General features: G+C 64.4%; 25 protein-coding genes. 19 read left to right on the top strand and 6 right to left on the bottom strand.

Going from position 1 to position 25,698, the window contains the following annotated elements:
* The 7 genes from FJ951_RS24045 (at position 1) to FJ951_RS24020 (ending at position 5,209) form a co-directional block, all read left to right on the top strand.
* Positions 1–768, top strand: coding sequence for an ATP-binding cassette domain-containing protein (locus FJ951_RS24045; RefSeq protein WP_140517733.1), 768 nt, complete (start codon positions 1–3; stop codon positions 766–768).
* 118 nt (positions 769–886) lie between these two features.
* Entirely contained in the window at positions 887–1,882 is a 996-nt protein-coding gene (iolG, locus tag FJ951_RS24040) for an inositol 2-dehydrogenase (RefSeq protein WP_140517732.1), read from the top strand.
* A 25-nt stretch (positions 1,883–1,907) separates the two neighbouring features.
* The gene (locus tag FJ951_RS24035; protein ID WP_140517731.1) at positions 1,908–2,702 is read left to right on the top strand and encodes an SDR family oxidoreductase; all 795 of its coding nucleotides are present in this window, start codon (positions 1,908–1,910) and stop codon (positions 2,700–2,702) included.
* 207 nt (positions 2,703–2,909) lie between these two features.
* Complete coding sequence (locus tag FJ951_RS28535; RefSeq protein WP_181167258.1) at positions 2,910–3,071, top strand: hypothetical protein; 162 nt, start codon at positions 2,910–2,912, stop codon at positions 3,069–3,071.
* An 87-nt stretch (positions 3,072–3,158) separates the two neighbouring features.
* Positions 3,159–4,250 carry a 3-deoxy-7-phosphoheptulonate synthase gene (locus FJ951_RS24030; protein WP_140517730.1) on the top strand — a complete coding sequence of 364 codons (1,092 nt, stop codon included), beginning with the start codon at positions 3,159–3,161 and terminating at the stop codon, positions 4,248–4,250.
* Positions 4,251–4,368: 118 nt separating this feature from the next.
* Complete coding sequence (locus FJ951_RS24025; protein WP_140491248.1) at positions 4,369–4,734, top strand: metalloregulator ArsR/SmtB family transcription factor; 366 nt, start codon at positions 4,369–4,371, stop codon at positions 4,732–4,734.
* Positions 4,712–5,209: an SRPBCC family protein gene (locus FJ951_RS24020; RefSeq protein WP_140517729.1), complete on the top strand. Its 498-nt coding sequence runs from the start codon at positions 4,712–4,714 to the stop codon at positions 5,207–5,209. Before FJ951_RS24025 ends, FJ951_RS24020 begins: the two co-directional genes overlap by 23 nt.
* Positions 5,210–5,252: 43 nt before the next feature.
* Here FJ951_RS24020 and FJ951_RS24015 read toward each other — a convergent pair whose 3' ends face one another.
* Positions 5,253–5,888, bottom strand: coding sequence for a LysE family translocator (locus tag FJ951_RS24015; protein ID WP_140517728.1), 636 nt, complete (start codon positions 5,886–5,888; stop codon positions 5,253–5,255).
* A gap of 128 nt (positions 5,889–6,016) precedes the next feature.
* Between FJ951_RS24015 and FJ951_RS24010 the strand changes: the two genes are divergently transcribed.
* The gene (locus tag FJ951_RS24010) at positions 6,017–6,715 is read left to right on the top strand and encodes a YafY family protein (RefSeq protein WP_140491254.1); all 699 of its coding nucleotides are present in this window, start codon (positions 6,017–6,019) and stop codon (positions 6,713–6,715) included.
* A 20-nt stretch (positions 6,716–6,735) separates the two neighbouring features.
* On the opposite strand, the gene FJ951_RS24005 is transcribed toward FJ951_RS24010, so the two are convergent.
* Positions 6,736–7,845: a Gfo/Idh/MocA family oxidoreductase gene (locus FJ951_RS24005; RefSeq protein ID WP_140517727.1), complete on the bottom strand. Its 1,110-nt coding sequence runs from the start codon at positions 7,843–7,845 to the stop codon at positions 6,736–6,738.
* Between the two features lie 155 nt (positions 7,846–8,000).
* On the opposite strand from FJ951_RS24005, the gene FJ951_RS24000 reads away from it, so the two are divergent.
* From FJ951_RS24000 to phnN, 9 genes are all read left to right on the top strand, one after another.
* Positions 8,001–8,846, top strand: a complete 846-nt coding sequence (locus FJ951_RS24000; protein WP_181165350.1) for a MurR/RpiR family transcriptional regulator — start codon at positions 8,001–8,003, stop codon at positions 8,844–8,846.
* A gap of 140 nt (positions 8,847–8,986) precedes the next feature.
* Positions 8,987–10,921 carry a 5-dehydro-2-deoxygluconokinase gene (iolC, locus tag FJ951_RS23995; protein ID WP_140517725.1) on the top strand — a complete coding sequence of 645 codons (1,935 nt, stop codon included), beginning with the start codon at positions 8,987–8,989 and terminating at the stop codon, positions 10,919–10,921.
* A gap of 34 nt (positions 10,922–10,955) precedes the next feature.
* Positions 10,956–12,806: a 3D-(3,5/4)-trihydroxycyclohexane-1,2-dione acylhydrolase (decyclizing) gene (gene iolD / locus FJ951_RS23990; protein ID WP_140517724.1), complete on the top strand. Its 1,851-nt coding sequence runs from the start codon at positions 10,956–10,958 to the stop codon at positions 12,804–12,806.
* A gap of 144 nt (positions 12,807–12,950) precedes the next feature.
* Positions 12,951–13,868 carry a myo-inosose-2 dehydratase gene (gene iolE, locus FJ951_RS23985; RefSeq protein ID WP_140517723.1) on the top strand — a complete coding sequence of 306 codons (918 nt, stop codon included), beginning with the start codon at positions 12,951–12,953 and terminating at the stop codon, positions 13,866–13,868.
* 40 nt (positions 13,869–13,908) lie between these two features.
* The gene (locus tag FJ951_RS23980) at positions 13,909–14,127 is read left to right on the top strand and encodes a DUF3329 domain-containing protein (protein ID WP_140491266.1); all 219 of its coding nucleotides are present in this window, start codon (positions 13,909–13,911) and stop codon (positions 14,125–14,127) included.
* A 4-nt stretch (positions 14,128–14,131) separates the two neighbouring features.
* Complete coding sequence (iolB, locus tag FJ951_RS23975; protein ID WP_140517722.1) at positions 14,132–14,944, top strand: 5-deoxy-glucuronate isomerase; 813 nt, start codon at positions 14,132–14,134, stop codon at positions 14,942–14,944.
* Positions 14,945–15,095: 151 nt separating this feature from the next.
* A complete protein-coding gene (locus FJ951_RS23970; RefSeq protein ID WP_140517721.1) occupies positions 15,096–15,803 on the top strand; it encodes a DUF1045 domain-containing protein in 708 nt (235 codons plus the stop codon).
* A gap of 44 nt (positions 15,804–15,847) precedes the next feature.
* The gene (locus FJ951_RS23965; protein WP_140517720.1) at positions 15,848–16,987 is read left to right on the top strand and encodes an alpha-D-ribose 1-methylphosphonate 5-triphosphate diphosphatase; all 1,140 of its coding nucleotides are present in this window, start codon (positions 15,848–15,850) and stop codon (positions 16,985–16,987) included.
* On the top strand, positions 16,984–17,616 hold the full coding sequence (gene phnN, locus FJ951_RS23960) for a phosphonate metabolism protein/1,5-bisphosphokinase (PRPP-forming) PhnN (protein WP_181172274.1): 633 nt from the start codon (positions 16,984–16,986) through the stop codon (positions 17,614–17,616). The genes FJ951_RS23965 and phnN overlap by 4 nt, the downstream gene beginning before the upstream one ends.
* Before the next feature lie 55 nt (positions 17,617–17,671).
* On the opposite strand, the gene FJ951_RS23955 is transcribed toward phnN, so the two are convergent.
* The 4 genes from FJ951_RS23955 to FJ951_RS23940 form a co-directional block, all read right to left on the bottom strand.
* Positions 17,672–18,190 (bottom strand): DUF2231 domain-containing protein, encoded by a 519-nt coding sequence (locus FJ951_RS23955; RefSeq protein WP_140517718.1) that lies wholly within the window; start codon positions 18,188–18,190, stop codon positions 17,672–17,674.
* A 231-nt stretch (positions 18,191–18,421) separates the two neighbouring features.
* Positions 18,422–19,417, bottom strand: coding sequence for an ABC transporter permease (locus tag FJ951_RS23950; protein ID WP_140517717.1), 996 nt, complete (start codon positions 19,415–19,417; stop codon positions 18,422–18,424).
* Between the two features lie 50 nt (positions 19,418–19,467).
* Complete coding sequence (locus FJ951_RS23945; RefSeq protein WP_140517789.1) at positions 19,468–21,006, bottom strand: sugar ABC transporter ATP-binding protein; 1,539 nt, start codon at positions 21,004–21,006, stop codon at positions 19,468–19,470.
* A 116-nt stretch (positions 21,007–21,122) separates the two neighbouring features.
* The gene (locus FJ951_RS23940; protein ID WP_140491278.1) at positions 21,123–22,085 is read right to left on the bottom strand and encodes a sugar-binding protein; all 963 of its coding nucleotides are present in this window, start codon (positions 22,083–22,085) and stop codon (positions 21,123–21,125) included.
* 551 nt (positions 22,086–22,636) lie between these two features.
* Between FJ951_RS23940 and FJ951_RS23935 the strand changes: the two genes are divergently transcribed.
* The gene (locus FJ951_RS23935) at positions 22,637–23,731 is read left to right on the top strand and encodes a LacI family DNA-binding transcriptional regulator (RefSeq protein ID WP_181168534.1); all 1,095 of its coding nucleotides are present in this window, start codon (positions 22,637–22,639) and stop codon (positions 23,729–23,731) included.
* A 346-nt stretch (positions 23,732–24,077) separates the two neighbouring features.
* On the top strand, positions 24,078–25,679 hold the full coding sequence (locus FJ951_RS23930; RefSeq protein WP_224681940.1) for a flavin monoamine oxidase family protein: 1,602 nt from the start codon (positions 24,078–24,080) through the stop codon (positions 25,677–25,679).
* The last annotated feature ends 19 nt before the right edge of the window (positions 25,680–25,698 follow it).

The following is a 25,698-nucleotide window of genomic DNA, read 5'->3' as shown; positions in this document are numbered from 1 at the left end:
ATGGCAGACATCGTCCTGAAGACCGAAAACCTGACCAAGCGCTATGGCGGCGTGCAGGCGCTGGAAGGCGCGAATTTCGAGCTGCGCAAGGGCGAACACGTCGCCATCATGGGCGACAATGGCGCCGGCAAGTCGACCTTCGTGCGCCAGATCACCGCCGTCGAGCAACCGACCAGCGGCCAGATCTGGTTCGACGGCAAGCAAGTCAATTTTTCGGGCCCTATCGAGGCGCGCGAGGCCGGCATCGAGACCGTGTTCCAGAACCTGGCGCTGGCCGACGACCTCGACGTGCCGTCGAACCTGTTCCTTGGCCGAGAAAAAGTGCTGTTCAATCTGGGACCGTTTTCGATCCTGGACCGCCGGGGGATGCGCAAGGCGACCGAAGCGGCGCTGGTGCGCACGGCGGTGAAAATCCCAAACCTGTCGAACACCATCCGCCATATGTCGGGCGGCCAGCGGCAATGCGTGGCGATCGCCAGAACCGCGACCTTCGCCTCCAAGCTGATCATCATGGACGAGCCGACGGCAGCACTCGGCGTGCAGGAGACCGCGCAGGTCGAGAACATCATCCGCACGCTGAAGGACAATGGCGAGCCGCTGATCCTGATCAGCCACAATATGCGCCAGGTGTTCGACCTTTGCGACCGCATCGTCGTCTTCCGGCGCGGCCGCATCGTCGCCAATTTGCGCAAGGAGAACACCGACGGAAACGATATCGTTTCCTACATCACCGGCGCCAAGACCGGAGAGGCCGAACTCGCGGCCTAGGCCGGGCGCGGAGGCGGCGGTCATCGCCTCCCTGTCGATCTTGTCTTGACCGGAAAAACACCTGCGCGCATGACCGGCGCCCCGCCAACCTTCGAACCATTCCCCAGAGGAAATTTCCATGACTCTCCGCTTCGCCCTCCTCGGTGCCGGCCGCATCGGCAAGGTCCACGCCCGCGCCGTCGGCTCCAATCCGCAGGCCAAACTGGTCGCCGTTGCCGACGCTTTCGAGAAGGCGGCGAGCGAACTCGCCACGGCCTACGGCGCCGAGGTGCGCACCATTGATGCCATCGAGAAATCCGGGGACATCGACGCGGTCGTCATCTGCACGCCGACCGACACCCATGCCGACCTGATCGAGCGCTTCGCCAAGGCCGGCAAGGCGATCTTCTGCGAGAAACCGATCGACCTCGACGTCAGCCGTGTCGAGCAGTGCCTGGCCGTGGTCGAGAAGGCCAAGGCGACGCTGATGGTCGGCTTCAACAGGCGCTTCGACCCGCACTTCGCCGCGGTGCGCAAGGCAATCGATGACGGCGCCATCGGCGTGGTCGAGATGGTGACCATCACGTCGCGCGATCCAGGCGCACCGCCGATCGACTACATCGCGCGCTCCGGCGGAATCTTTCGCGACATGACCATCCATGATTTCGACATGGCGCGCTTCCTGCTCGGCGAAGAGCCGGTGGCGGTCAGTGCGCATGCCTCGGTGCTGGTCGACAGGAAGATCGGCGAGGCCGGCGATTTCGACTCGGTCAGCGTCATCCTCGAAACCGCGTCGGGCAAGCAGGCCGTCATCTCCAATTCCCGCCGCGCTACCTATGGCTACGATCAGCGCATCGAGGTGCATGGCTCGAAAGGCATGGTCGCGGCCGAAAACCAGCGGCCGGTCTCAATCGAACTGGCCAATGAAAAGGGCTATACCCGCCCGCCGCTGCACGATTTCTTCATGACCCGCTACCTCGACGCCTATGCCATTGAGATTGCGTCCTTCATCGCCGCCGCGACGTCGGGCAAGAAGGCAGCACCGAGCGGGACGGACGGGCTCATCGCACTTCGGCTGGCGGATGCGGCGCTGAAATCGGCGACATCAGGCCAGACCGTCCGCCTCGACAAGTAACGACTTAAAGCACAGGAGCAGAGCGATGAGCGCATCAGCCGATCGCAATTCACAAACGCGCGCCATCGTCACCGGCGGCGCACAAGGCATAGGCTTCGCGGTCGCCGAGGCATTGGCGGACGAAGGCTGCCGGGCGCTGGCCCTGATCGGCCGCTCGCAGGAAAAGGGCGACAAGGCAGTCGCCAGCCTCAAGAAGTCGGGCGTCGACGCGATCTTCATCAGCGCCGATGTCTCCAAGGTGGCCGACTGCAAGCGCGCCGTCGCCACCGCGCTTTCGCATTTCGGCACCATCAACGCCCTGGTCAACGCCGCCGCCACATCCGCGCGCGGCTCGCTGGTGGAGACCAGCGAGGAGCTCTTCGACACCATCTTCGACACCAATGTGCGAGGACCCTTCTTCCTGATGCAGGGCGTGGTGGCGCATCTGCTTGAGAAAAAGGCCCCCGGATCGATCGTCAACGTGCTGTCGATGTCGGCGCATACCGGCCAGTCGTTCCTGACACCCTATTCGACCAGCAAGGGCGCTCTGATGACGCTGACCAAGAATGTCGCCAACGCCTATCGCTTCAATCGCATCCGCTGCAACGCCGTGCTGCCCGGCTGGATGGACACCGAGGGCGAGGACATCGTGCAGAAGAAATGGCATGACGCACCCGACGACTGGCTCGAGAAGGCCGAGGCCGCGCAGCCGATGGGGCAGTTGGTGAAGCCGGACCAGCTTGCCCGACTGATCAGCTACATGGTCAGCCCGCAATCCGGCGTGATGACCGGCTCGCTGGTCGACTACGACCAGAGCATCGCTGGGGCGTCGCCGGAATAGCGGCCGCGTAAGCGAAACCGTTAACCAGGTCCTCATCCACGGGCGGAGCAAGGAGCGCAGCGACGCGGCGCAGACCCGAGGATCCATGCCGCGACTTCCGGGCCGTCGCTACGGCGCAAGATTCTGCACCGCAGCACTCTCCCATCTAGGTCGCGGCATGGATCCCAGGGTCTCCGCGACGGAGCTTCGCTCCTGCTTCGCCCTAGAATGACGAAATCGCAAAGGCTCGGCCCTCACCTGAAATTGCTTGCTACCAGGGTACGTGACAAACGCCGCCGCTTCGACTATATGAGCCGCATGATCCACCTGACCGCCACCTATTGGTACTTTAGCAGCTCGCTGGCGGCGGGAGGATTGCGCTCGATCTGAAGATTGCAGCAAACAGTCCGACAAGCCGCCAGACCTGGCGGCTTTTTTGTTTTCAGCCGGCAGGTCTCCCAACCAGGAGCAGAAGCCGTGTTGACCACCACAGACGACCTTCGGGTCAAGGAACTGAGACTGCTGAGCACGCCGGAAGAGGTGATGCGCGAGATACCGCGCTCACTCACGGCGACGCGCACCGTTGCCGCCTCGCGCAACGCCATCCACTCCATCCTGACCGGGGCCGACGACCGACTTGTTGTCATCGTCGGCCCTTGTTCCATCCACGATCCGGTCGCGGCCGTTGACTATGCCAGCCGTCTGGCGGCGCTGCGCGAAGCTCTGTCCGACCGGCTCGAGATCGTGATGCGGGTCTATTTCGAAAAGCCGCGCACGACGGTCGGCTGGAAGGGCCTGATCAACGACCCCGACCTCGACGGCAGTTTCAACATCGACAAGGGGCTGCGGATGGCCCGCAATGTGCTGTCGGCCGTCAACAATCTGGGCCTGCCGGCGGCGACCGAATTCCTCGACATGACCACGCCGCAATACATTGCCGACCTCGTCGCCTGGGGCGCGATCGGCGCGCGCACGACCGAGAGCCAGATCCATCGCGAGCTGGCCTCGGGCCTGTCCTGTCCGGTCGGCTTCAAGAACGGCACCGACGGCAATCTCAGGATCGCTGCCGAGGCGGTGAAATCCGCCGCCCAGCCGCATCATTTCATGGCGGTGACCAAGGGCGGACGCAGTGCGATCGCGGCAACGACCGGAAACGAGGATTGCCATGTCATCCTGCGTGGCGGCGTTCAGCCCAACTATGACGCGGCAAGCGTCGAGGCCGCCTCGGTCGAACTCGCCCGCATCGGTATCGCGCCCCGCCTGATGATCGATGTCAGCCATGCCAACTCAGCCAAGAAGCCGGAGAACCAGCCCAAGGTCGCGGCTGACGTGGCAGGACAGGTCGCGGCGGGGGACGAGCGCATTATCGGCGTCATGATCGAGAGCAATCTCGTCGCCGGCCGGCAGGATGTCGTGCCGGGCAAGCAGCTCGTCTACGGCCAGAGCATCACCGATGGCTGCATCGACTGGGCGGCCACGGAGACGGTGCTGCACGGCCTTGCCGGCGCCGTGGAATGGCGCCGGTCGGCGCGCCGCGCCTTGGTGGAGAGCCGGCAGGGCGCCGCCTGATCCGGTTGGAGCATAAGGGCGGCGTTTCCGGTTTCAGCCCAGGACCACGCCGCCCTAGGGCCCGCAGCGCTCCACCTCACTTGCACGCCTCCGACCCGCGTGCTACATACTGAACCAAATGGTTCAGTATTCCGCGACCCGCCTGGATGCCTCGTTCGCCGCGCTTTCGGACGCCACCCGGCGCGGCGTTCTGGAGCAGCTCGGCCGTGCGGACGCTTCGATCACGGACTTGGCCCAGAAATTCCACATGACCCTCACGGGCATGAAGAAGCATGTCGGCGTCCTGGAGCAGGCGGGACTCGTCACGACGCGGAAGGTCGGGCGCGTGCGGACCTGCAAGCTGGGCCTGCGTCGCCTGGAGGATGAGGCGGAATGGATCGAGAGATACCGGCAGCTCTGGGCCGCACGCTTCGACGAGTTGGACAAGGTTATCGAGGAATTGAAACGCAAGGAGGAAGTCGATGGACGCAGGAAGAGCGAGTGAGGCCAAACGCACGACGGTGGAACGGAGGTCCGACCGGGAGTTGGTCGTTACGCGAAGCTTCGACGCGCCTGCGCGCATCGTGTTCGAGGCGTGGACCAAGCCTGAGCTGTTCAAGCAGTGGTGGGTGCCGAAGTCGATGGGCATGTTCCTGCGTTCCTGCGAGATGGATGTTCGTGTGGGAGGCGGGTACCGTTTGGTGTTCGGGCATGACGGCTCGAACCCTGCCGAGTTCTTCGGCAGGTATCTCGAAGTGACACCGCACTCGCGCCTCGTCTGGACCAATGACGAAGGGGGTGAGGGTGGACCCGTCACCACGGTGACCTTCGAGGAAAAAGGCGGCAAGACGCTGCTGGTCATGCGCGAGCTCTATCCCTCGAAGGAAGCCCTCGACGCCGGCGCCGGGGCGGCGGATGCGATGTCCGAGCAATTCGAGCAGCTGGACGAGCTTCTCGCCACGCTGCAGGGCGCCGCCTGATCCGGCCGGCGCCAGAAGGGCGGCGGTCCGGTCTAGCCCGGCATTACGCCGCCCTCAGCCCTTCCCATGCGGTGAACACGGACACCGCGAAGAGCAGCAGCCCGGCCGCCCGGCCGGCAAGGATGGTCGCTCGCGGATTAGCGATCAGCAGCTTGCGGCTGCGGCCGGCCGATATTGCGAGCCCGCCATAGATCGCGGCCTGCGTCAGCACGGTCAGCAGGCCCATCACCGTCGCCTGCATCCAGATCGGGCCGTAGTCCGTTTTCAGGAACTGCGGATAGACGGCAAGGACGAACAGGTAGGCCTTCGGGTTGATCAGGCAGGTCACAAGGCCTTGGCGAAACGCCTTCCATGCCGAGCGGCTGCCGGCGGGCCCGTCGCGACCGACAGTGATGGAGCTGCGCATCAGTGTGATGCCGATGAAGCCCATGTAGGCGGCGCCTGCAATCAACAGCGGCTTGAACAGGATCGGCAAAAAATGCATCAGCAGGCCGACGCCGATCGCGCCGTTCAGCGTGTGCACCATGCCGCCGACCATGATGCCGCCGGTCGCGGCAAGGCCCCTGTCGCGCCCGCCGGTCAGCGCATTGGCCAGCACGAACAGCATGTCCATGCCCGGAACGGCGATGATGCCGAACAGCAGGATAAAGAAAAGCCAGAGATTTTCAGCATAGCCCATGTCAGTTGCCTGTTGCCCGCTCGGCCCAGCCGCAGCGGAACCTGTTGATTTTCAACCTGATAGACGATCCTATACGCCGAACCAACTGACGATGGTGTGTCAGTTGTGATCGGCACCGGGGTGAGAAAATGCGCAAGGCGTCGCGCCTGTTCGAGATCATCCAGATCCTGCGGCTGGCGCGGCAGCCGGTGACGGCGGCAATGATCGCCGCGCAGCTGGAGGTGACGATACGGTCGATCTATCGCGACATCGCAGCGCTTCAGGCCATGCGCGTGCCGATCGAGGGCGGGAGGGGCATCGGCTATATCCTGCGCCCCGGCTTCGACTTGCCGCCGCTGATGTTTTCGATCGAGGAGATGGAGGCGATCGTGCTGTCACTGGCGCTGCTGGAGCGCACGGGCGACGACGAGCTCAAGCAGGCAGCCAAGCGCGTCGGCGCCAAGATCGCCGGCGCCGTACCGCCGCCTTTGCGCCAGACGCTCGACGCCAATGCGCTGCATGCGTGGGGATTCGCCGCGCCCTCTGCAGGTGCGATCGACCTGGCGCTGGTGCGCCGCGCCATACGCGACGAGGAGAAGCTCGACCTCTCCTATCGCGACGAGCTTGGCCGCGCTTCCGAGCGCCTCATCCGCCCGATCGCGCTGATCTATTACGCCGAGACCGCCAACATCGTCGCCTGGTGCGAGCTGCGCCAGGCGATCCGCAATTTCCGCAGCGACCGCATCGAGGATTGCCAGCCGACGGGACTGCGCTTCAAGGGCGAAGGCGATCGGTTGCGGCAGATCTGGGTCAATGGGTGGGAAGTCAACGCAGCGGCCGCCGGCTAAACCGACCAGCGGAGCGAACCTTACCTTACATCCACCCAGCGCTTCTCCTCGAACGATCGCGCCATCGCATGCACGGTGCGCTCGATCTCCAGACCTTCGTCGAATTCGATGAGCCGCGCCGGTCTGCCGGCGAGCCGGGTCAGCAGTTCATGGCATTCGATGATCTTGAGATCGTTGAAGCCGAGGCTATGCCCGGGCGCGGGCACGAACAGATCGTAGGGCTTGTGCTGCGGCGCCACCAGGATGGTGCGATAGCCCTGTTCGGTCGGGCGATCCGATGTGAGGTAGAGCTGGAACTCATTCATCCGCTCCTGGTCGAACAGGATCGAGCCCTTGGAGCCGAAGATCTGGACTGCGATGCGGCCCTTGCGGCCCCAGGCCGAACGGTTGACCAGAAGCGTGCCGGCGATGCCGTTCTCCAGATGCATCAGCACGGAGGCAATGTCGTAGGTCTCGACCGCGCGGCGGCCGCCGGCGGCCAGCTTGCGGTCGGCATAGGGCTTGGCCATGTCGCAGATGACGCTGGCGATGCGGCCGAACAGGGTCGACACCAGCGACAGCGGATGCACGGCGAAATCATCAAGCGCGCCATAGCCGGAAGATGCCTCGTGCTTCCAGAAGAACAGCGCCTCGGGATCGGCCATGAAATCCTCGTCCATCTCGATGCGCAGATGGTTGACCTCGCCGATGATGTTTTCGTCGAGCAGCGCGCCGATGTGGCGGATGGCCGGGCTCTGGATGTAATTGTAACCGAGCGCCGCGACCTTGCCGGATTTCTTCGCCGCGGCCGCCATCGCCTCGGCTTCGGCGAAGCTCGGCGCCATCGGCTTTTCGCACCACAAATGCTTGCCGGCCTCGAGAACTGCGATGGCCATTTCCGGATGGAACTGGTTGGGCGTGGTGAGCGAGACGACGTCCACTTCGGGATCGTTGACGACGGCGCGCCAGTCACCGGACGCCCTGGCGAAACCGAACTCGCCGGCCTTGCGCCTGGCGAGATCCTCATTGACCTCGCCGAGATGGACAAGCCGCGGTTTGGTCATTTCTGGAAAGACGGCGCCGACGGCACTCCACGCGATGGCGTGGCACTTGCCCATAAATCCCGTGCCGATAAGACCGACGCCGACCATTTTCCGTTCCTCCACCGTCATAGATGCTACGTGGATGAATTAGTCCATTTTTGTTCGGAATGGAATGTCTGCCTCATTTTTTATGGTGTTCTTGCGCAGCCTCGCTATGATGGGGCAGAGAGGACGCTTCACCGATGAGCTTGGACGGGCCGACGATGGACGAACGGGTACCTCGCGACTTCGAGACGCTGCGCGCCACGATCCTCGATCGGCGCGAAAGCCTGCCCAAGCGCATCGCCCAGATCGCCGCTTATGCGCTCGACAATCCCGACGATATCGCCTTCGGCACCGCCGCCAGCATCGCCGCCTCGGCCGGCGTGCAGCCCTCGACGCTGATCCGCTTTGCCCAGCAGCTCGGCTTTGACGGCTTCACCAGCCTGCAGCAGGTGTTTCGCGAACGGCTGCGCGAGCGCAACTCCTCCTATGACGAACGGCTGCAGGCGCTGCGCGCCAAGGCCGAGGGCGGCGCCGGCCACCGGGCGATCTTCGACGGCTTCGTCGCCGCCGCCAGCACCTCGCTCAACGACATTTCGCGCACGCTGGACGACGCGCATCTGGAAGAAGCGATTTCCCTGCTGGCCAAGGCACAGACCATCTATGTGCTGGCCAAGCGGCGCTCCTATCCGGTGGCGTCCTACATCGCCTATGCGCTTGGCAAGCTGAAGATCCGCAACCAGCTGATCGAATCAGCCGCCGGCCTCAACGCCGAGATGGTCAGCTTTGCGACGCCCGCGGATGCCGTCGTCGCCATTTCCTTCTCGCCCTATGCGCCGGCCACGATCGAGGAGGCGCGCACGATTTCCGAACAGGGCGTGCCCATCATTGCCATCACCGACAGCTCGTTTTCACCGCTTGCTCAGTTCGCCAGCGTCTGGTTCGAGGTTGCCGAGGCGGATTTTGCCGGCTTCCGCTCGCTATCGGCGACGATGGCGCTGGCCATGGCGCTGACCGTTGGCGTCGGCGAGAAGCGGCGCAACCCCGGCAAGGGGCGCAAGGCCTGAGGGGAAGGCAAAAGGCGATTTTAGATCGGGGAATGCTCATTCCATATTGACTATGGATTGGAATTATTATTTCATATTTTCGGCGCCACGCTGCCGCTCGCGCGTGTACCCCAACATAACAGGCCCGACGGGAGGTTCCAATGAGCGAAGCCGTGGACGCGAAATACGCTGCGCTCGACGTCATCACCATCGGCCGGGCTTCCGTCGACCTCTATGGCCAGCAGATCGGCTCACGGCTGGAGGACATCACCTCCTTCGCCAAGTCGGTGGGCGGCTGCCCGGCCAACATCTCGGTCGGCACGGCGCGGCTCGGCCTGCGTTCGGCGCTGCTGACGCGGGTCGGCGACGAGCAGATGGGCCGCTTCATCCGTGAACAATTGAAGCGCGAAGGCGTCAACACCGACGGGCTGACGACCGACAAGGAGCGATTGACCGCGCTGGTGCTGCTTTCGGTCGAGAGCGAAGGCGTTTCGCCGATGATCTTCTACCGCTCCGACTGCGCCGACATGGCGCTGGCCGAGGAGGACATCGACGAGGCGTTTATTTCCTCGGCTCGCGCGGTCGTCGTCACCGGCACACATTTTTCCCGGCCCAACAGCGATGCCGCCCAGCGCAAGGCGATCCGCATCATGAAGGCCAAGGGCGGCAAGGTCGTGTTCGACATCGACTACCGGCCGAACCTCTGGGGCCTGGCCGGCCACGCCGAGGGTTTTGAGCGCTACGTCAAGTCCGACCGCGTCTCGGCGCAGTTGAAGACGGTGCTGCCCGATTGCGACCTCGTCGTGGGCACCGAGGAAGAGATCATGATCGCCTCGGGCGCCGACGACTGCCTGAGCGCCCTGAAGACGATCCGTTCGCTGTCCCCGGCCACCATCGTCTTGAAGCGCGGCGCCATGGGTTGCATCGTCTATGACGGGCCTATCAGCGACGATCTCGAGGACGGCGTGGTCGGCAAGGGTTTTCCGATCGAGATCTACAACGTGCTTGGCGCCGGCGATGCCTTCATGTCGGGCTTCCTGCGCGGCTGGCTGGGCGGCGAAAGCCTTGCCACGGCGGCGACCTGGGCCAATGCCTGCGGCGCCTTCGCCGTGTCGCGGCTGTTGTGCGCGCCGGAATATCCGACCTTCGAGGAATTGCAGTTCTTCCTCGAGCACGGCAGCAGGCATCTGGCCTTGCGCAAGGACGAGGCGATCAACCACATCCATTGGGCAACGACGCGCCGGCACGACATTCCCTCGCTGATGGCATTCGCCTGCGACCACCGGGTGCAGCTCGAGGACGTGGCGGCCAAGACCGGCGCTGACGCGTCGCGCATCGAGGATTTCAAGGTGCTGACGGTGAAAGCGGCGGCAAAGGTCGCCGCCGGGCGCGACGGATACGGCATGCTGCTCGACGAGAGACATGGCCGCGAGGCGATGTTCGAATTCGCCAAGCATCCCTTCGCCTGGCTCGGGCGACCGGTGGAACTGCCGGGCTCGCGGCCGCTGCGTTTCGAATTCTCGCAGGACATCGGCTCGCAGCTCACCGAATGGCCGGTCGACCACTGCATCAAATGCCTGTGCTTCTATCATCCCGACGATCCGCCGGGCTTGAAAGAGGAACAGCAGCAGAAGTTACGCTCCCTGTTCGAGGCCGCGCGGAAAGTGGGGAGGGAGCTTCTCATCGAGATCATCGCCGGCAAGCACGGCAAGCTCGACGACACGACCATCCCGCGTGCGCTTGAGGAACTCTATGCGCTCGGCATCAAGCCGGATTGGTGGAAGCTCGAACCGCAGGCATCCGCAGGCGCGTGGACGAAGATCGAGGCCATGATCCTGAAGAACGACCCCTGGTGCCGCGGAGTCGTGCTGCTCGGCCTGGAGGCGCCGCAGGACGAGTTGGAGGCCGCCTTCGCAGCGACGGCCAAGGCGCCTATCGTGAAGGGTTTCGCGGTCGGCCGCACCATCTTCATCAACGCCGCCGAACAATGGCTTTCCGGCAAGATGTCGGACGACGAAGCGATTGCCGACATGGCATCGCGCTTCGAGCAGCTGACCGAGGCATGGCTTGCCGCGCGCGGCCGCAAAGCAGCATAAGAAGGCACGGGCACAGGGACTGCGGAGGAAACCAATGAGCAAGACAATCCGCCTGACGATGGCGCAGGCGCTGACCCGTTTCCTGAGCAAACAGAAGGCCGAGATCGACGGCGCAAAGGTACCGATTTTCGGCGGCGTCTGGGCCATCTTCGGCCACGGCAATGTTGCCGGCATCGGCGAGGCGCTCTACCAGGTGCGCGACGAACTGCCGACCTTCCGCGCCCACAATGAACAGGCGATGGCGCATGCGGCGATCGCCTATGGCAAGGCCAATTTCCGTCGCCGCTTCATGGCCGCCACCTCTTCGATCGGGCCCGGCGCGCTCAACATGGTGACGGCGGCGGCACTTGCGCATGTAAACAGGTTGCCTGTCCTGTTTCTGCCGGGTGACGTCTTCGCCAACCGCGTTCCCGATCCGGTGCTGCAGCAGGCCGAGGATTTTTCCGACGGCACGGCGACGGTCAATGACTGCTTCCGTCCGGTGTCGCGCTATTTCGACCGTATCACGCGGCCGGAGCAGATCATCCCGGCGCTGAACCGCGCCTTGGCCGTGCTGACCGATCCGGCCGAATGCGGGCCGGTGACCTTGTCGCTCTGCCAGGACGTGCAGGCCGAGGCCTATGACTATCCCGAGAGCTTCTTTGCCGAACGGGTCTGGCGCCAGCGCCGGCCGCGCCCGGATCGGGCTGAATTGGCGGCCGCGGTTGCGGCGCTGAAGAGCGCCAGCAAGCCGCTGGTGATCGCCGGCGGCGGCGTGCTCTATTCTCAGGCCTCGGACGAACTGGCGAAATTCGTCGAAGCCGTCGGCATTCCGGTCTGCGAAACGCAAGGCGGCAAATCCTCGCTGCCGGACGATCATCCGCTCAACATGGCGGCGGTCGGCGTCACCGGCACGTCGGCCGCCAACCGGCTGGCGGAAGAGGCCGATGTCGTGCTCGCCATCGGCACGCGCCTGCAGGATTTCACCACCGGCTCCTGGGCGCTGTTCAAGAATTCGGGCAAAACCATCATCGGCTTGAATGTGCAGCCTTTCGATGCAGGCAAGCATCGGGCATCGCCGCTGGTCGCCGACGCGGCCGAAGGCTTGGCCGAACTCGGTGCCGCGCTGAAAGGCTGGAAGGTGCCATCCGCCTGGACCGACAATGCGGCAGCCGGCAAGAAGGAATGGCAGGCCGAAGCCGCCAAGGTGACTGCGTCGACCAATGCCGCCTACCCTTCCGACGCGCAGGTGATCGGCGCCGTGCAACGCGCCATGGGCTCCGGCGTGACGCTGCTCAACGCCGCCGGCGGGCTGCCGGGCGAATTGCACAAGCTTTGGCAGGCCGGCGCGCCCGGCTCGTATCATGCCGAATACGGCTTCTCGACCATGGGTTACGAGATTGCCGGCGGGCTCGGCACCAAGATGGCCAAGCCCGGGGAAGAGGTCGTCGTCATGATCGGCGACGGCTCCTACCTGATGCTCAATTCCGAGATCGCCACCTCGGTGATGCTCGGCCTGAAGCTGACCATCGTGCTGCTCGACAACAGGGGTTTTGGCTGCATCAACCGGCTGCAGATGGCGATCGGCGGCGCCAACTTCAACAATCTCCTGAAGGATGCGCGCCACGAGGTGCTGCCCGACGTCGACTTTGCCGCGCACGCCGCGAGCATGGGGGCGATCGCCGAGAAGGTTTCGTCGATCGCAGGGCTGGAGACGGCGCTGGCTCAGGCGAAAGGCAACGACCGCACCACGGTACTGGTCATCGACACCGATCCGCTGGTCTCCACCGATGCCGGCGGCCACTGGTGGGACGTGGCGGTGCCGGAAGTCTCCGAGCGCAGCCAAGTGAACGCGGCGCGCAAGGTCTATGATGAAAAACGGCGGATGCAGAGCGTCGGCGATTGATCTCGGCGCTGCCCACCCCCTATCTCTCCTTGTGGGGAGGTCGGACCGAAGGTCCGGGTGGGGTCTGGCGCCGCACCCCCACCCCGCTGCTTCGCAGCGACCCTCCCCACAAGGGGGAGGGTGAACAAGAACCGGAGTGACGACTTGAAAGCCAAACTGGGCATGTCCCCCATCGCGTGGTGGAACGACGATCTTGCGGAACTCAGCGACGAGGTGTCGTTGGAGGAGTGCCTACGCCAGTCGCGTTCGGCCGGCTTCACCGGCATGGAGATGGGACGGCGCTTTCCCAAGGACCCCAAGGTGATGCTGCCGATCCTGAAGGCGGCTGACGTCACACTGTGCGGCGGCTGGTTCTCGGGCACGCTGGTCGACGAGGAGATGAGCAAGAACAAGGATCGCATCCAGCCGATGGTCGACCTGTTCAAGGCGGTCAACGCGCCTTGCATCGTCTATGGCGAGGTTGGCCGTTCGATCCAGGGCGACCGCTCGAAGCCGCTCGCCACCAAGCCGAAACTCTCGAGCGACGAGATGAAGGCCTATGCCAGGCGCCTGACCGAATTCGGCGAATGGTGCGCCGAGCAAGGCATGCCGCTTTCCTATCATCACCATATGGCGGCGGTGGTCGAGACCGAGGCGGAGCTCGACGCCTTCATGCGCCATTCCGGAGCGGGCATTCCGCTGCTGTTTGACGCTGGACATCTGGCCTTTGCCGGCGGCGATGTGCTGCGCGCCATCGACAATCACCACAAGCGCATCAGCCATGTGCATGTGAAGGACGTACGCATGGGTGTGATCGAGAAGCTCGACCGCACGAGGCAGTCCTTCCTCGATGCGGTGGCTCTCGGCGCCTTCACCGTGCCGGGCGACGGCTCGCTGGATTTCGGCGCCATCGTGCAGCGTTTCGCCGACCATGGCTATGAAGGCTGGTTCGTGGTCGAGGCCGAACAGGACCCGAAGAAGAACCCGCCGCTCAAGATGGCGCAGGTGGGCCACAAGGAGTTGATGCGGGTGATGACGGCGGCCGGCTACACGGTCGAGACCCAGGGCTTCCCCGATGTCTGATCGGGTTCTCGCCAGGCCGGGCTTGCTGTAGGTTGCCGCGATGAAAGATTCCGAGCACCCCTTCTTCCGGCCCCTATGGCGGCGTGTCGCCGTCGTCGCGGTCTGCGTCATCTGGTCGATCATCGAATTCGCGAGCGGCACGCCGTTCTGGGGCGTGATCGCCCTGGGCTTCGCCGGCTATGGCGTCTGGCAGTTTTTTTATCTCTACAAGCCGGCCGACGAGAACAAGGCGCCCGCCGAAGTCGAACCGAAGGAGTAACCGGATGTCGAAGCTGCTGGTCAAAGCCGACAAGGGCCATGGCCGTGTCGCGCATGTCACCCCGCAAAGCGCCGGGTGGACCTATGTCGGGTTCGACCTGCATCGGCTGAAATCAGGGCAAACGGCTTCGGGAACAACGGACGATCGCGAAGTCTGCCTGGTGTTCGTCACCGGCAAGGGCACGGTCACGGCCGGCGGCAAGGATCTCGGCCTGCTTGGCCAGCGCATGTCGCCCTTCGAAGGCAAACCATGGTCGGTCTATGTGCCGCAGGGATCGGACTGGTCGGTGACGGCTGATAGCGGACTGGAACTGGCGGTCTGCTCGGCGCCGGGATTGAGCGGCGGCCTGCCGGTTCGCGTCATCGGGCCTGACGACCTCGGCCAGGAGGTGCGCGGCAAGGGCACCAATACGCGCTACGTCACCAACATCCTGCCCGAGGGCAAGCCGGCCGATTCGCTGCTGGTGGTCGAGGTCATCACGCCCGGCGGCCATACGTCGAGCTATCCGCCGCACAAGCACGACCAGGACAATCTGCCTAATGAATCCTATCTCGAGGAAACCTATTATCACCGCCTCAACCCGCCGCAGGGCTTTGCTTTCCAGCGGGTCTATACCGACGCCGACAAGGACGGCTCCCGCGCGCTGGACGAGGCGATGGCGATCGAGGACGGCGACGTCGTGCTGGTGCCCAGGGGCTATCACCCCTGCGCGGCTTGTCATGGCTACGACCTCTACTATCTCAACGTCATGGCCGGCCCGAAGCGGACGTGGAAATTCCACAATGCGCCCGAGCACGAATGGCTGACGAAGGCCTGACCGTTGCGCGTTCACGGCTGAACCTGTTGGTCCAGATCAGAAAAATCGTCGGCTAAGGACCGGCGGGGTCGATTTGCCTTCGAAAACCCTTCAAAGCTTCGTCAATCCGTCATGGAAATCACCTATGGCAACGGGCTGACGAGGATTTTCGATGCGCTACGCCATCTACTTCACCCCCCGACAGGACGAAAAATTGGCGCGGATCGCCGCCAACTGGCTGGGCCGTGACCCGTTCGGCGCCGCGACGCGACCGGTGGAGGCGGTGGGCGATTTGTCGGCGGCGGAAGTCGCCTTCCACACCGCATCGGCACGGCGCTATGGTTTTCACGCAACGCTGAAAGCCCCTTTCCGGTTAGCGGCCAACGAAACCGAAGCCTCGTTGCGCGCAGCGCTCGACGCCTTTGCCGAGGCGACGCCCGTTGTGATGATCCCCCGTCTCGTCGTCAGCCAGATCGACGGTTTCTTCGCGCTGGTGCCGGAGGCGGCATTGCCTCCGCTCAATCGCTTCGCCGATGATGTGGTGCGCGATTTCGACCGCTTTCGCGCGCCGTTGACGGAGGCCGAGATCGAGCGGCGCAGTCCGGACTCGCTGAAGCCGGGCGAATTCCGCAATCTCTGCCAATGGGGCTATCCTTACGTCTTCGAGAGCTTCCGCTTTCACATGACGCTGTCCGGCAGGGCCGGGCCACAGGAAAGCCCTCGTCTTCGCCTGGCAATCGAGGGTCTGTTCGCCGAGGTGCTGCGCCAGCCGGTGCCTGTGGACGGGTTGACGCTGTTCATCGAGCCCGAACCCGGCGCCCCGTTCATGGTGCTTTCCCAGCACGCGCTCGGGTGCCGTCCGGCCAGAAAATCCGCCTGAAGCAACAAGCCGTAAAGGCCAGAAAAAACCAAGGACTGCCTGAAATGACCGCCGAGACCATTCTGAGCAACGCCCGCATCGTTCTTGCCGACGAGATCATCGACGGCTCGCTCGTGATGCGTGACGGTCTGATCGCCGACATATCCGCCGGCGCCGTGCGAGCCGGCGAGGACATGGCTGGCGACTTCATCATTCCGGGACTGGTCGAGCTGCACACCGATCACCTGGAAGGCCACTATGCGCCGCGGCCGAAGGTGCGGTGGAACCCGATCGCCGCCGTGCTCGCCCATGACGCGCAAGTGGCGACCGCCGGCATTACCACCGTGCTCGATGCCTTGCGTGTCGGCATGGACGAGGATGCCGATCTCAACGCCGCCGACATCCGCAAGCTCGCCGATGCGATCGAGGACAGCCTGCGGATGGATCGATTGCGGGCCGACCATTTCATCCATCTACGCTGCGAGGTCTCGGCGCCGGATTGCCTCAGGGCCTTCGCCAATTTCGAGACGGACGAACGGGTGAAGCTCGCCTCGCTGATGGACCATGCGCCAGGCCAGCGCCAGTTCGTCAACCTCGAAACCTATGCCTACTACTATCAACGCAAGCTGAAGCTGACCGATCGCGATTTCCAGAAATTCTGTGAGAAGCGGATGGGCGAATCGGCACGGAATTCGGGGGCGAACCGCGTCTTCATCGCCGCCGCCTGCCACGAGCGCGGCATCGTGCTTGCGAGCCATGACGATGCGACGACGGGCCATGTCGACGAAGCCATCGAGCAAGGCGTGCGCGTTGCCGAATTCCCAACCACCGAGGAAGCCGCCAGGGCTTCGAAGGATGCAGGGCTCGGCGTGCTGATGGGCGCGCCCAATGTCATGCGGGGCGCCTCGCATTCGGGCAACGTCTCGGCGCGCACGCTGGCCAGCGACGGCCTGCTCGACATATTGTCGTCCGACTACATCCCCTTCAGCCTGATCCAGTCCGCCTTCTTTCTCGGCGACGTCGTCGATAGCATTTCCCTGCCGCAGGCGGTGGCAATGGTGTCCAAGAACCCGGCCGAGGCCGTCGGTCTTTCCGATCGCGGCGTCATCGAAGAGGGCCGCCGGGCCGACCTGGTGCGCGTGCGCCTCGACGACCACGTTCCAGTGGTGCGCACGGTCTGGCGGCAGGGGCGGCGGGTCGCGTGATGGCTTCGGCATTGATCGAGCGTGAACTGTCGGCCGAGGCGTTTCCGATACGCGACGGCGTCTTCGTTGCCGTGGTGGGCCCGAGCGGCGCCGGCAAGGATACGATCATCGGCCATGCCAAGGCGCTTTTCGCCGACGAGACGCGGCTGGAGTTCGTGCGCCGCGTCATCACCAGACCGAGCGACACGGCAAGCGAGGATCACGACACGCTGGCCGATGCCGCCTTCATCGAGGCCGAAGCCGACGGCGCCTTCGCCGTCTCCTGGGAGGCGCACGGCCTGCGCTACGGCCTGCCGGCCGAGGTCGATTGGGCAGTGGCCAACGGCCATGTCGCTGTCGCCAACGTATCGCGCGCGATCATCCCTGCCTTGCGAAAGCGCTATGCCAATCTGGTCATCGTCGAGATCACCGCTTCGCCCGATGTGCTGGCCGGGCGGCTGGCGATGCGTGGCCGCGAGTCGCGCCGGGAGGTTCTGGCACGCCTGGCGCGCAGCGCCCCTGTGACGCTCTCCGGACCCGGCGTCACCTCGATCGACAATAGCGGTTCGCGCGAAGCGGCAGGCGAGCGCTTTGCCGAGGTGCTGCGCAAGGCGATGGCGTTCTCCGACATGTCGGGGCTGATCGACTAAAGGTGTTGATGGTCAGGTGGCGCTCGCCTGACCTGAACATCGAAACACCTTCCTTTTATGCCGCGTGCCGGTCGTGATCGGCACGACGCGTGCTGGCCGACGGCGTTGCCGAAGGTTGTGTCGGCGCGTCCAGAACCGCGACGTGATGGCGGTACACCATTTCCCAGCCTTTCCAGCCGGTAAACAGCAGGATGCAGACAACGATCAATGAAAGCAGCACTCCCCATGGGCGAACTGCCGCTTCGGCGCCTTGGCTGTAGCGAAGATAGAAATTGATCAGCGCCAGAACGACGGCGGTCAAATTGCCGACCATGTGATACCAGGCGTCCGTCAGAGCGCGGATGCGCGGCTCGCTCAGGAAATCGATAAAGCCGGCAATCGCCGCCAGGAGAGCCATGACGATGGCTGCTCCAATCAGCCACATCGACGCGCGTGCCCAAAAGACGTCGGCAGTGCCCCAGAACATCAGATCGGTGAGAAACGCGCCGACAAGGAACGCGACAGGAAAGGGAATGAGCATCGGATGGATGGGATGACCTCCCACCTTGGCGGTGCTTAGCGGATTCGCAGCCATGACCATGCCTCCGAATAGAAAAGCTTTGAACAACGCCCAGATAAGGGTTTCGTTCCAATCCGGATGGAAGCTCGCAAGACCGTTTTCGCGATGCCGCCCCCCTTTTGCACTCAAGTCACTTGGGGCCGCACAGATACGGCCGACAACAGATCGAGCGGAATTGCGGGGCGGGCGAGATAGAGCGAAGTTATCTTTCGACGGCCACGGCGGACGGCGGCTTTTTGCCCCTGACTATTCCGCCGCTGCCCCGGCGATGCTCTTGCGGCTGGCGTCGACCATGCGCCGCCGCGCGCGGAACACGCCCCACTGCTGGTCGATCAGCACGCCGATGAGGATGACGCCGCCCATCACCGCGAAGTTGAGCGAGGACGGGATGCCGAGCAGATTGACGAGGTTCTGCAGCTCCTGCAGCAGCACGGTGCCGAGGATGACGCCGATCAGCGAGCCCTCGCCGCCGCGCAGCGAGAAGCCGCCGAGCACGGCCGCGGCAATGGCGTAAAGCTCGTAGAACTGGCCGTGGCTGGCCGGCGAGATGGAGCGCGTGTACATGGCGAAATAGATCGCCGACAGCGCCGTCAGTACGCCGCAGATGACGTAGGCGGCCATGACGACACGCCCGGTGCGGATGCCGGAATATTTCGCCGCCTCCTCGTTCTTGCCGATGGCGTAGAGATAGCGGCCGAACACCGAGCGGTGCAGCACCACCCACATGACGATGGCGATGACGATCAGGGCGAAGAAGGAGTTCGGCACGCCCCAGGAGCGGCCGGCGGTCAAGAATTCGAGCTCCGGGAAATTCTGGCCGAAGGCGAAGCCGGCGGTGCCGTCGGCGGTGTAGAAGCGGGCGACGCCGCGATAGATCAAAAGGCCGCACAAGGTCACCACGAAGGGCTGCAATTTGAGCCGCGTGATCAGCCAGCCATGCGCCAGGCCGATGATGGCACCGAGCACCAGGATGAGCACGAAGGCCAGCGGCCATTCCATGCCGCGCACGGCGATGAAGTCGATGAACAGCGTTCCCAGCAGCGCCACCAGCGAGCCGACCGACAATTCGATGCCGCCGGTGATGATGACGAAGGCCTGGCCGATCGACAGGATGCCGAACAGTCCGATCAGGTTCGAGGTGTTGGCGAGATTGATCGGCAGCAGGAAGCGCGGATTGATGATGGCGACGATGGCGCCGACCACCAGGATCAGGATCAGCAGGCCGAGATCTTTCTTGCTCATCATCTTCTCCCCAATGCCGGCCCGAGCGCTTCCGCGGCGCGGCGGCAGAATTATTTCGGCTGCTTGCCTACCGCCAGCAGCAGCACGTTTTCCTGGCTGAACTGGTCCTTGTCCAGAATGCCCGAGATCTGGCCCTCATGCATGACGGCGATGCGGTCGGACACGCCGATCACCTCCTCCATGTCGCTGGAGATCATCAGCACGGCGACGCCGGCGTCGGCCAGCGCACGCATCAGCCCGTAGATCTCCGCCTTGGCGCCGATGTCGATGCCGCGCGTCGGCTCATCGAGGATCATCACCTTGGGGTTCATCGCCAGCCATTTGGCCAGCACGACCTTCTGCTGGTTGCCGCCCGACAGCGTGCCGGTGCGCGTCTGAACCGAGGGCGCCTTGATGCCGAGATCTTTTTTCTGCTTCTCGGCGGTTGCCGTTTCGGCGCTGGTCGACACCAAGGAGCGCTTGGCATGCGCCGGCAGGTTGGGCAGCGAAATGTTCTGGGCGATCGAAAGGTCGAGCAGGATGCCGGTCAGCTTGCGGTCCTCCGGCACCAGGAAGATGCCGTGCGCGACGGCATCGGCCGCCGAGCCCAGGGAGAGCGGCTTGCCGGCGAGCTCGAGCGTGCCGCCGAGGCTGCTTTCGATGCCGAAGAACACCCGCGCCAGCTCGGTGCGGCCGGAACCGACAAGGCCGGCAAGGCCGAGGATTTCACCGCGCCTGACGTCGAGATCTACCGGCCGGCCTGGATAGGTCGGGGTACGGATGGCCTTGGCCGACAGGGCGACGGCGCCGGGGGCGCGGGCCGCCTCGGAAGCCTTCTCGCGCTCCTTCAGCATGCGGCCGATCATCAGCTTGACCATCTGGTCGTGGTTGATGTCGCGCTTGGGCAAGGTGCCGGCCAGCATGCCGTCGCGCAGCACGATGACGCGGTCGGCGACGCGCTCGACCTCGTGCAGGCGATGCGAAATGAAGATGACGCTGATGCCGTCCGCCTTCAGCGCCTTGATGACGTCGAGCAATTTGTCGGTCTCGGCGATCGGCAGGCTCGACGTCGGTTCGTCGAGGATGACCAGCCTTGCCTTGATCGACAGCGCCTTGGCGATCTCGACCATCTGCTGCTGGGCGAGCGACAGTTCCGCGACAGGCGTGTCGGCGGAGAAATTGGCGCCGACGCGCTTCAGGAGCGGCGCCACCATGGCCCGCAGCCTGGCGCGGTCGACGAGCCTGAGCGGCCCGGCGCGCAGCGGTTCGCGGCCGAAGAAGATGTTGGCTGCGACATCGAGGTTCTCGAACAGGTTGAGTTCCTGGTGGACGAAGGCGATGCCGGAGCCAAGGCTGCCCTCGACGCTCAGGCCGTCATGGGCGGTGCCGTCGACGGTGACGGTGCCGCTGTCGGGCCGCGTCACGCCGCCGAGGATCTTCATCAAGGTGGATTTGCCGGCGCCGTTCTCGCCGACGAGGCCGATGACCTCGCCCGGCCTGACCTCCATCGAGAAGCCATCGAGCGCGACGACGCCCGGATAGGTCTTGCGCACGTTCTCGAGGCTGAGGAACGGGGTGGTCGCCGCGATGGATGTGTCGGAATAATTCATCATGCCTGACAGCGTTGGCGGGCCGACCTCTTGGCAGACTGACTGGCCTCGAAGGTTTCGTCAATGCGAGAGCAGCCGGCCCAAGCGACGTTGAGCCGGCTGAACTGCCTTCGGTCTTAGTTTCCAGCCATCGCCTTCAGATTGGCGGCGTAGGCGTCGACGTCATCCTTGCCGATGATCTTGGTCGGGATGATGATGAGGCCGTCGGCCGGGATGCCCGACTTGTCGCCCTTGAGATAGGATGCCATCAGCTTCATGCCCTGATAGGCCCACTCGAAGGGCTGCTGCACGACGGTGGCGGCAATGGTGCCTTCCTTGACGCCGCCCAGGGTGATCGGATCGTCATCGAAGCCGACGACGGTGATCGAGCCGAGCTTGCCGGCATCGCGCAGCGCTTCATAGATGCGCGGCGTGTTGTAGGAGTAGAAGCCGACCATGCAGGTGACGTCGGGGCTGGCGACGAGCGCGTCCTCGACGTTCTTCTTGGCGCGGGCCTGGTCGATGTCGTCGCCGCGCACGTCGACGAGCTCGATCTTGGTGCCGGCCAGGCCATCCTTCATGCCCTGGATGCGCTCCTTGGCATTGTCGGCGCCGAGCAGGCCGACGAAGCCGAGGCACTTGCCGCCGTCCGGCATCGCCTTCTTGGCGATTTCGGCCGCCTGCTTGCCGGCATCGACATTGGACGAGCCGATATAGGCGACGCGCTTGGTCTGCGGAGCGTCGCTGTCGGTGGTGAACAGCGCCGTTTCCGAGGCGATCTTGTTCAGCCCGTCGGTAGAGGTCTTGGGATCGACGGCCGAAACCATGATGCCCTTGACGCCGGCGGTGACCAGATCGTCCATCAGCCGCTGCTGGATGGCGACCGAGGACTGCTCGGGATATTTCAGCTCGAGATTGTAGTCGGGCAGTTCGCCCTGCGCCTTCTTGACGCCGGCTTCGGCCGCCTTCCAGAAGTCGGAAGCGCCGTTGACGACGAAGGCCAGCGTCGGCTTGTCGTCGGCGCGCGCGATCGTGCTCGCCGTCAGGCCGAGCAGCAGCGCCGCGGTGGCCACGGATGCATTGCGTATCAAGGATTTCATGTTCAACCTCCCGTTTTGGCCGGTCGTCGGACCGGCCGATCCTGCACTTGTCTGATTTGCCGTTCGCGGCTTGGACGCCCTCCTCCTCAAGGGTTCCCGGCACTGAAGATGGCGTCGTTCCAGCCACGGCGACGGACTTTAGAGACTCATCCCCCGTTCGTAAATAGTCCGATTTGTCTGACATATCACATGTCCGCGACAAGGCTTCGCGGGGGTACTATCCGCTTGCCATCGGACCATTCGCATGCACCGCGCCCCAGGGAAAACGGACGCGACGGACCGACGTTACAGCGCATTTTCGTATTAGTAAACGGTATTAGTTGCGTTCGATGGCGACCACGCCGGCGATGACGCCGTTGGGTTTGCCTGGAACGCAAGGGTTTGGCGCAAAAGGGACAATCGGCTCATATGCTGTGATTTTAAGCTGCCCGAGCCCCTTAGCCAGTAGACCGGTCGCCCGCTAATAGATATAAGTCAGCCGATATTTCTATAAACCGGCGCGGCCTTGATGGTCGCCGGGCAGGCCGGACAGGCCGGGGAACACGGACAGCATGAGCGAGACCACCGATATCGCGACGGCAAGGCGCCGCAAGGCGCCGGTGAAGCCCAAGGGCCGGGTCACCATGACCGACATTGCGCGCGCCGCCGGCTGCTCGCAGGCGACTGTTTCCTTCGTGCTCAACAATTCGCCTGGCATAAAACTGTCGCGACAGACGCGCGAGCGGGTGATCGAGGCGGCGCGCGCGCTGGGCTATAGTGCGCCGGCCTTTTCGGCGCTGAAGGCGCCGGCCGCCGCCTTCGACGGGCTGGACGGGGTGATCGGCTTCGCCGTCGACCAGCTCGCCACCAGCCCGGAAGCCGTCGTCGCCATCGAGGGCGCGCGCCAGGCCTCGTGGAACGCCGGCAACGTGCTTCTGGTGGCGCAGACCATGGGCGATGCCGTGATGGAGCCGCGCGCCATAGAGGCGCTGACCAGGCGGGGCATTTCGGCGCTGATCTACATGACCATCTTCACCCGCGAGATCACGGCGCCCGACTTCCTCTACAGCCTCGACATCCCGGTGATCCTGCTCAACTGCTACACGTCGGATTACGCCTTCCCCGCCGTGGTGCCCTCCGAGATCGCCGGCGGCCAGAACTCCACCCGGCACCTGATCAGCCATGGCCACCGCCGCATCGCCACCATCACCGGCGAGCCCTGGATGCAGGCGGCGCAGGACCGCCTGAAAGGCTACCGCCGCGCGCTTGCCACCGCCGACATCCCTTTCGATCCCGAACTGGTGGTCGAGGGCGACTGGTCGGCAAGTGCTGGCTATGCCGCGACCGTCAAGCTCCTGGCGCTGAAGGACCGCCCGACCGCCATCTTCTGCCAGAACGACCGCACCGCGATCGGCTGCTACGAAGCGCTGAAGGAAGCCGGCCTGCACATCCCGCAGGACATCTCCGTGGTCGGCTACGACGACGAGGAAATCGCCAGGCATCTGTTCCCGCCGCTGACCACCTCGATCCTGCCGCATATGGCGATGGGCCAATGGGCGATCGAACAGCTCGAGGCGCCGGCGACGGTGGGACGGGGGCGCTATCCCATCACCAAGCTGGAATGTCCGCTGGTGGAGAGGGAGAGCGTGCGGGCCGTGGCAGGCTGACCGACCGGCCGACAAGGCAGGCATTTGGGTGATGAAAGCCGGCGCCGCGAGCGCCGGCCGGCCACGGACGTTCCCGCTGCCGGGGCAGCCAGGCGTGCCCTTTCAATTGGCACAGCAAGCGGTCTGGCCGCCGGCCCCGAGGCCGCGAAGGCGTGAAAAATGCCGGCCAGCGACGCCGCGAGAGCCCTATTGCGCCAAGATTCGAGGACATTTGTTCCAAGCGCGGCGTGTTGGTTGAACAGATTGGGTTGCAGGCATAGCCTTGCGTCGTCCACCGGGGCTCGCCTCGAGCTTGCGGGGGCAACAGGCGGCGGATCGCGGCGTGCCGCTGATCGAGGAGACGAACATGCAGCTCGAACAATCCCTTGCCGGCATGCGCCGGCGCGACCTTCTCAAAATGATCGGCATTACGGCGGGCAGCGCCGCAATGTACCAGGCCATGACCAGCATGGGGCTGGCGGCAGAGTCCGATTACAAGGGACCGATCAAGCTCGAAGGCGACCCGAAGGGCGCTTCGGTGCTCGTCCTGGGCGCCGGCCTTGCCGGCATGCTGGCGGCGCTGGAACTGCGCCAGGCCGGCTACAAGGTGAAGATCCTCGAATACAATGCCCGCGCCGGCGGCCGCAACTGGACGATACGCGGCGGCGACACCGTCACCGAACTCGGCGGCTACACGCAGAAATGCGAGTTCGACGAGGGGCTCTACCTCAATCCCGGCCCCTGGCGCATCCCCTACCATCACAACGGGCTGTTGGCCTACTGCCGGAGGCTCGGGGTGACGCTGGAGCCGTTCCAGCAGACCAATCACAACGCCCTGCTGCACTCGACCGAGGCCTTCGGCGGCAAGCCCAAGCGCGTGCGCGAGATCGAGACCGACTTCAAGGGCCACACGTCGGAGTTGCTGGCCAAGGTGGCCAAGAAGGGCCAGTTGGAAGGGCTTGTCTCCAAGGAGGACCAGGAGGTGCTGCTCGAGGCGCTGCAGTCCTGGGGCGCGCTGGACAAGGACTACAGCTACAAATCCAGCCTCGCGACCGCCGAATTCCGCGGCTACGAGAAGGAGCCGGGCGGCGGCATCGGCGCCGAGCCGGTGGCGGGTCAGATCATCGGCGCGTCCGACGTGCTGAATTCGCGCCTGTGGGGCAGCCTCGCCAACTTCTCGCTCTACGAATTCCAGACCACCATGTTCCAGCCGGTCGGCGGCATGGGCAGGATCGGCGAAGCCTTCGCCAAGCAGGTCGGCGACCTCATCACCTACAATGCCAAGGTCACCAAGATCGCCCAGAACGACAAGGGCGTGACGGTGACCTATGAGGACGCGAAAAACCCCGGAACCGCCCAGGAAGCCAGCGCCGACTGGTGCGTGTGCACCATTCCGCTCACCATCCTCAGCCAGATCGAAATCCAGGTCGGCGGCGCCATGCAGGCGGCGATCGGGGCGGTGCCCTATGCGTCCTCGGTCAAGGTCGGCCTGCAGATGAAGCGCCGTTTCTGGGAGGAGGACGAATCGATCTTCGGCGGGGTCAGCTACACCAACCTGCCGATCTCGCAGATATCCTACCCCAGCACCGGCTTCAACGCCGGCGGCAAGGGCGTGCTGCTCGGCTGCTACACATGGAACGGACCGAACTCCTACGAATTCACCGCCATGACCCCGCAGGAGCGCGTGCAGAAGGCGGTGGAATACGGCGCGCAGCTTCACCCGCAATACAAGCAGGAATTCGAGACCGGCGTTTCCTGGGCATGGCACCGCTCGCCCTTCACGCTTGGCTGCGCGGGCGACTGGACCGAGGAGGCACGCAAGGAGCATTACGACAATCTGTGCCAGATCGACGGCCGCATCGTGCTGGCCGGCGAGCATGCCTCCTACATTCCCGCCTGGCAGGAGGGCGCGATCCTGTCCTCGCTCAACGCCATCACCCGCCTGCACCAGCGCGTCATGCAAGGATGAGGTCATGCCGATCCCTTCG

This window comes from Mesorhizobium sp. B2-2-3 (assembly GCF_006442405.1).
Taxonomy (GTDB): Bacteria; Pseudomonadota; Alphaproteobacteria; order Rhizobiales; family Rhizobiaceae; genus Mesorhizobium.
Note: the sequence above shows the minus strand (reverse complement) of the source record. Positions and strands in the feature narration are given on the sequence as shown.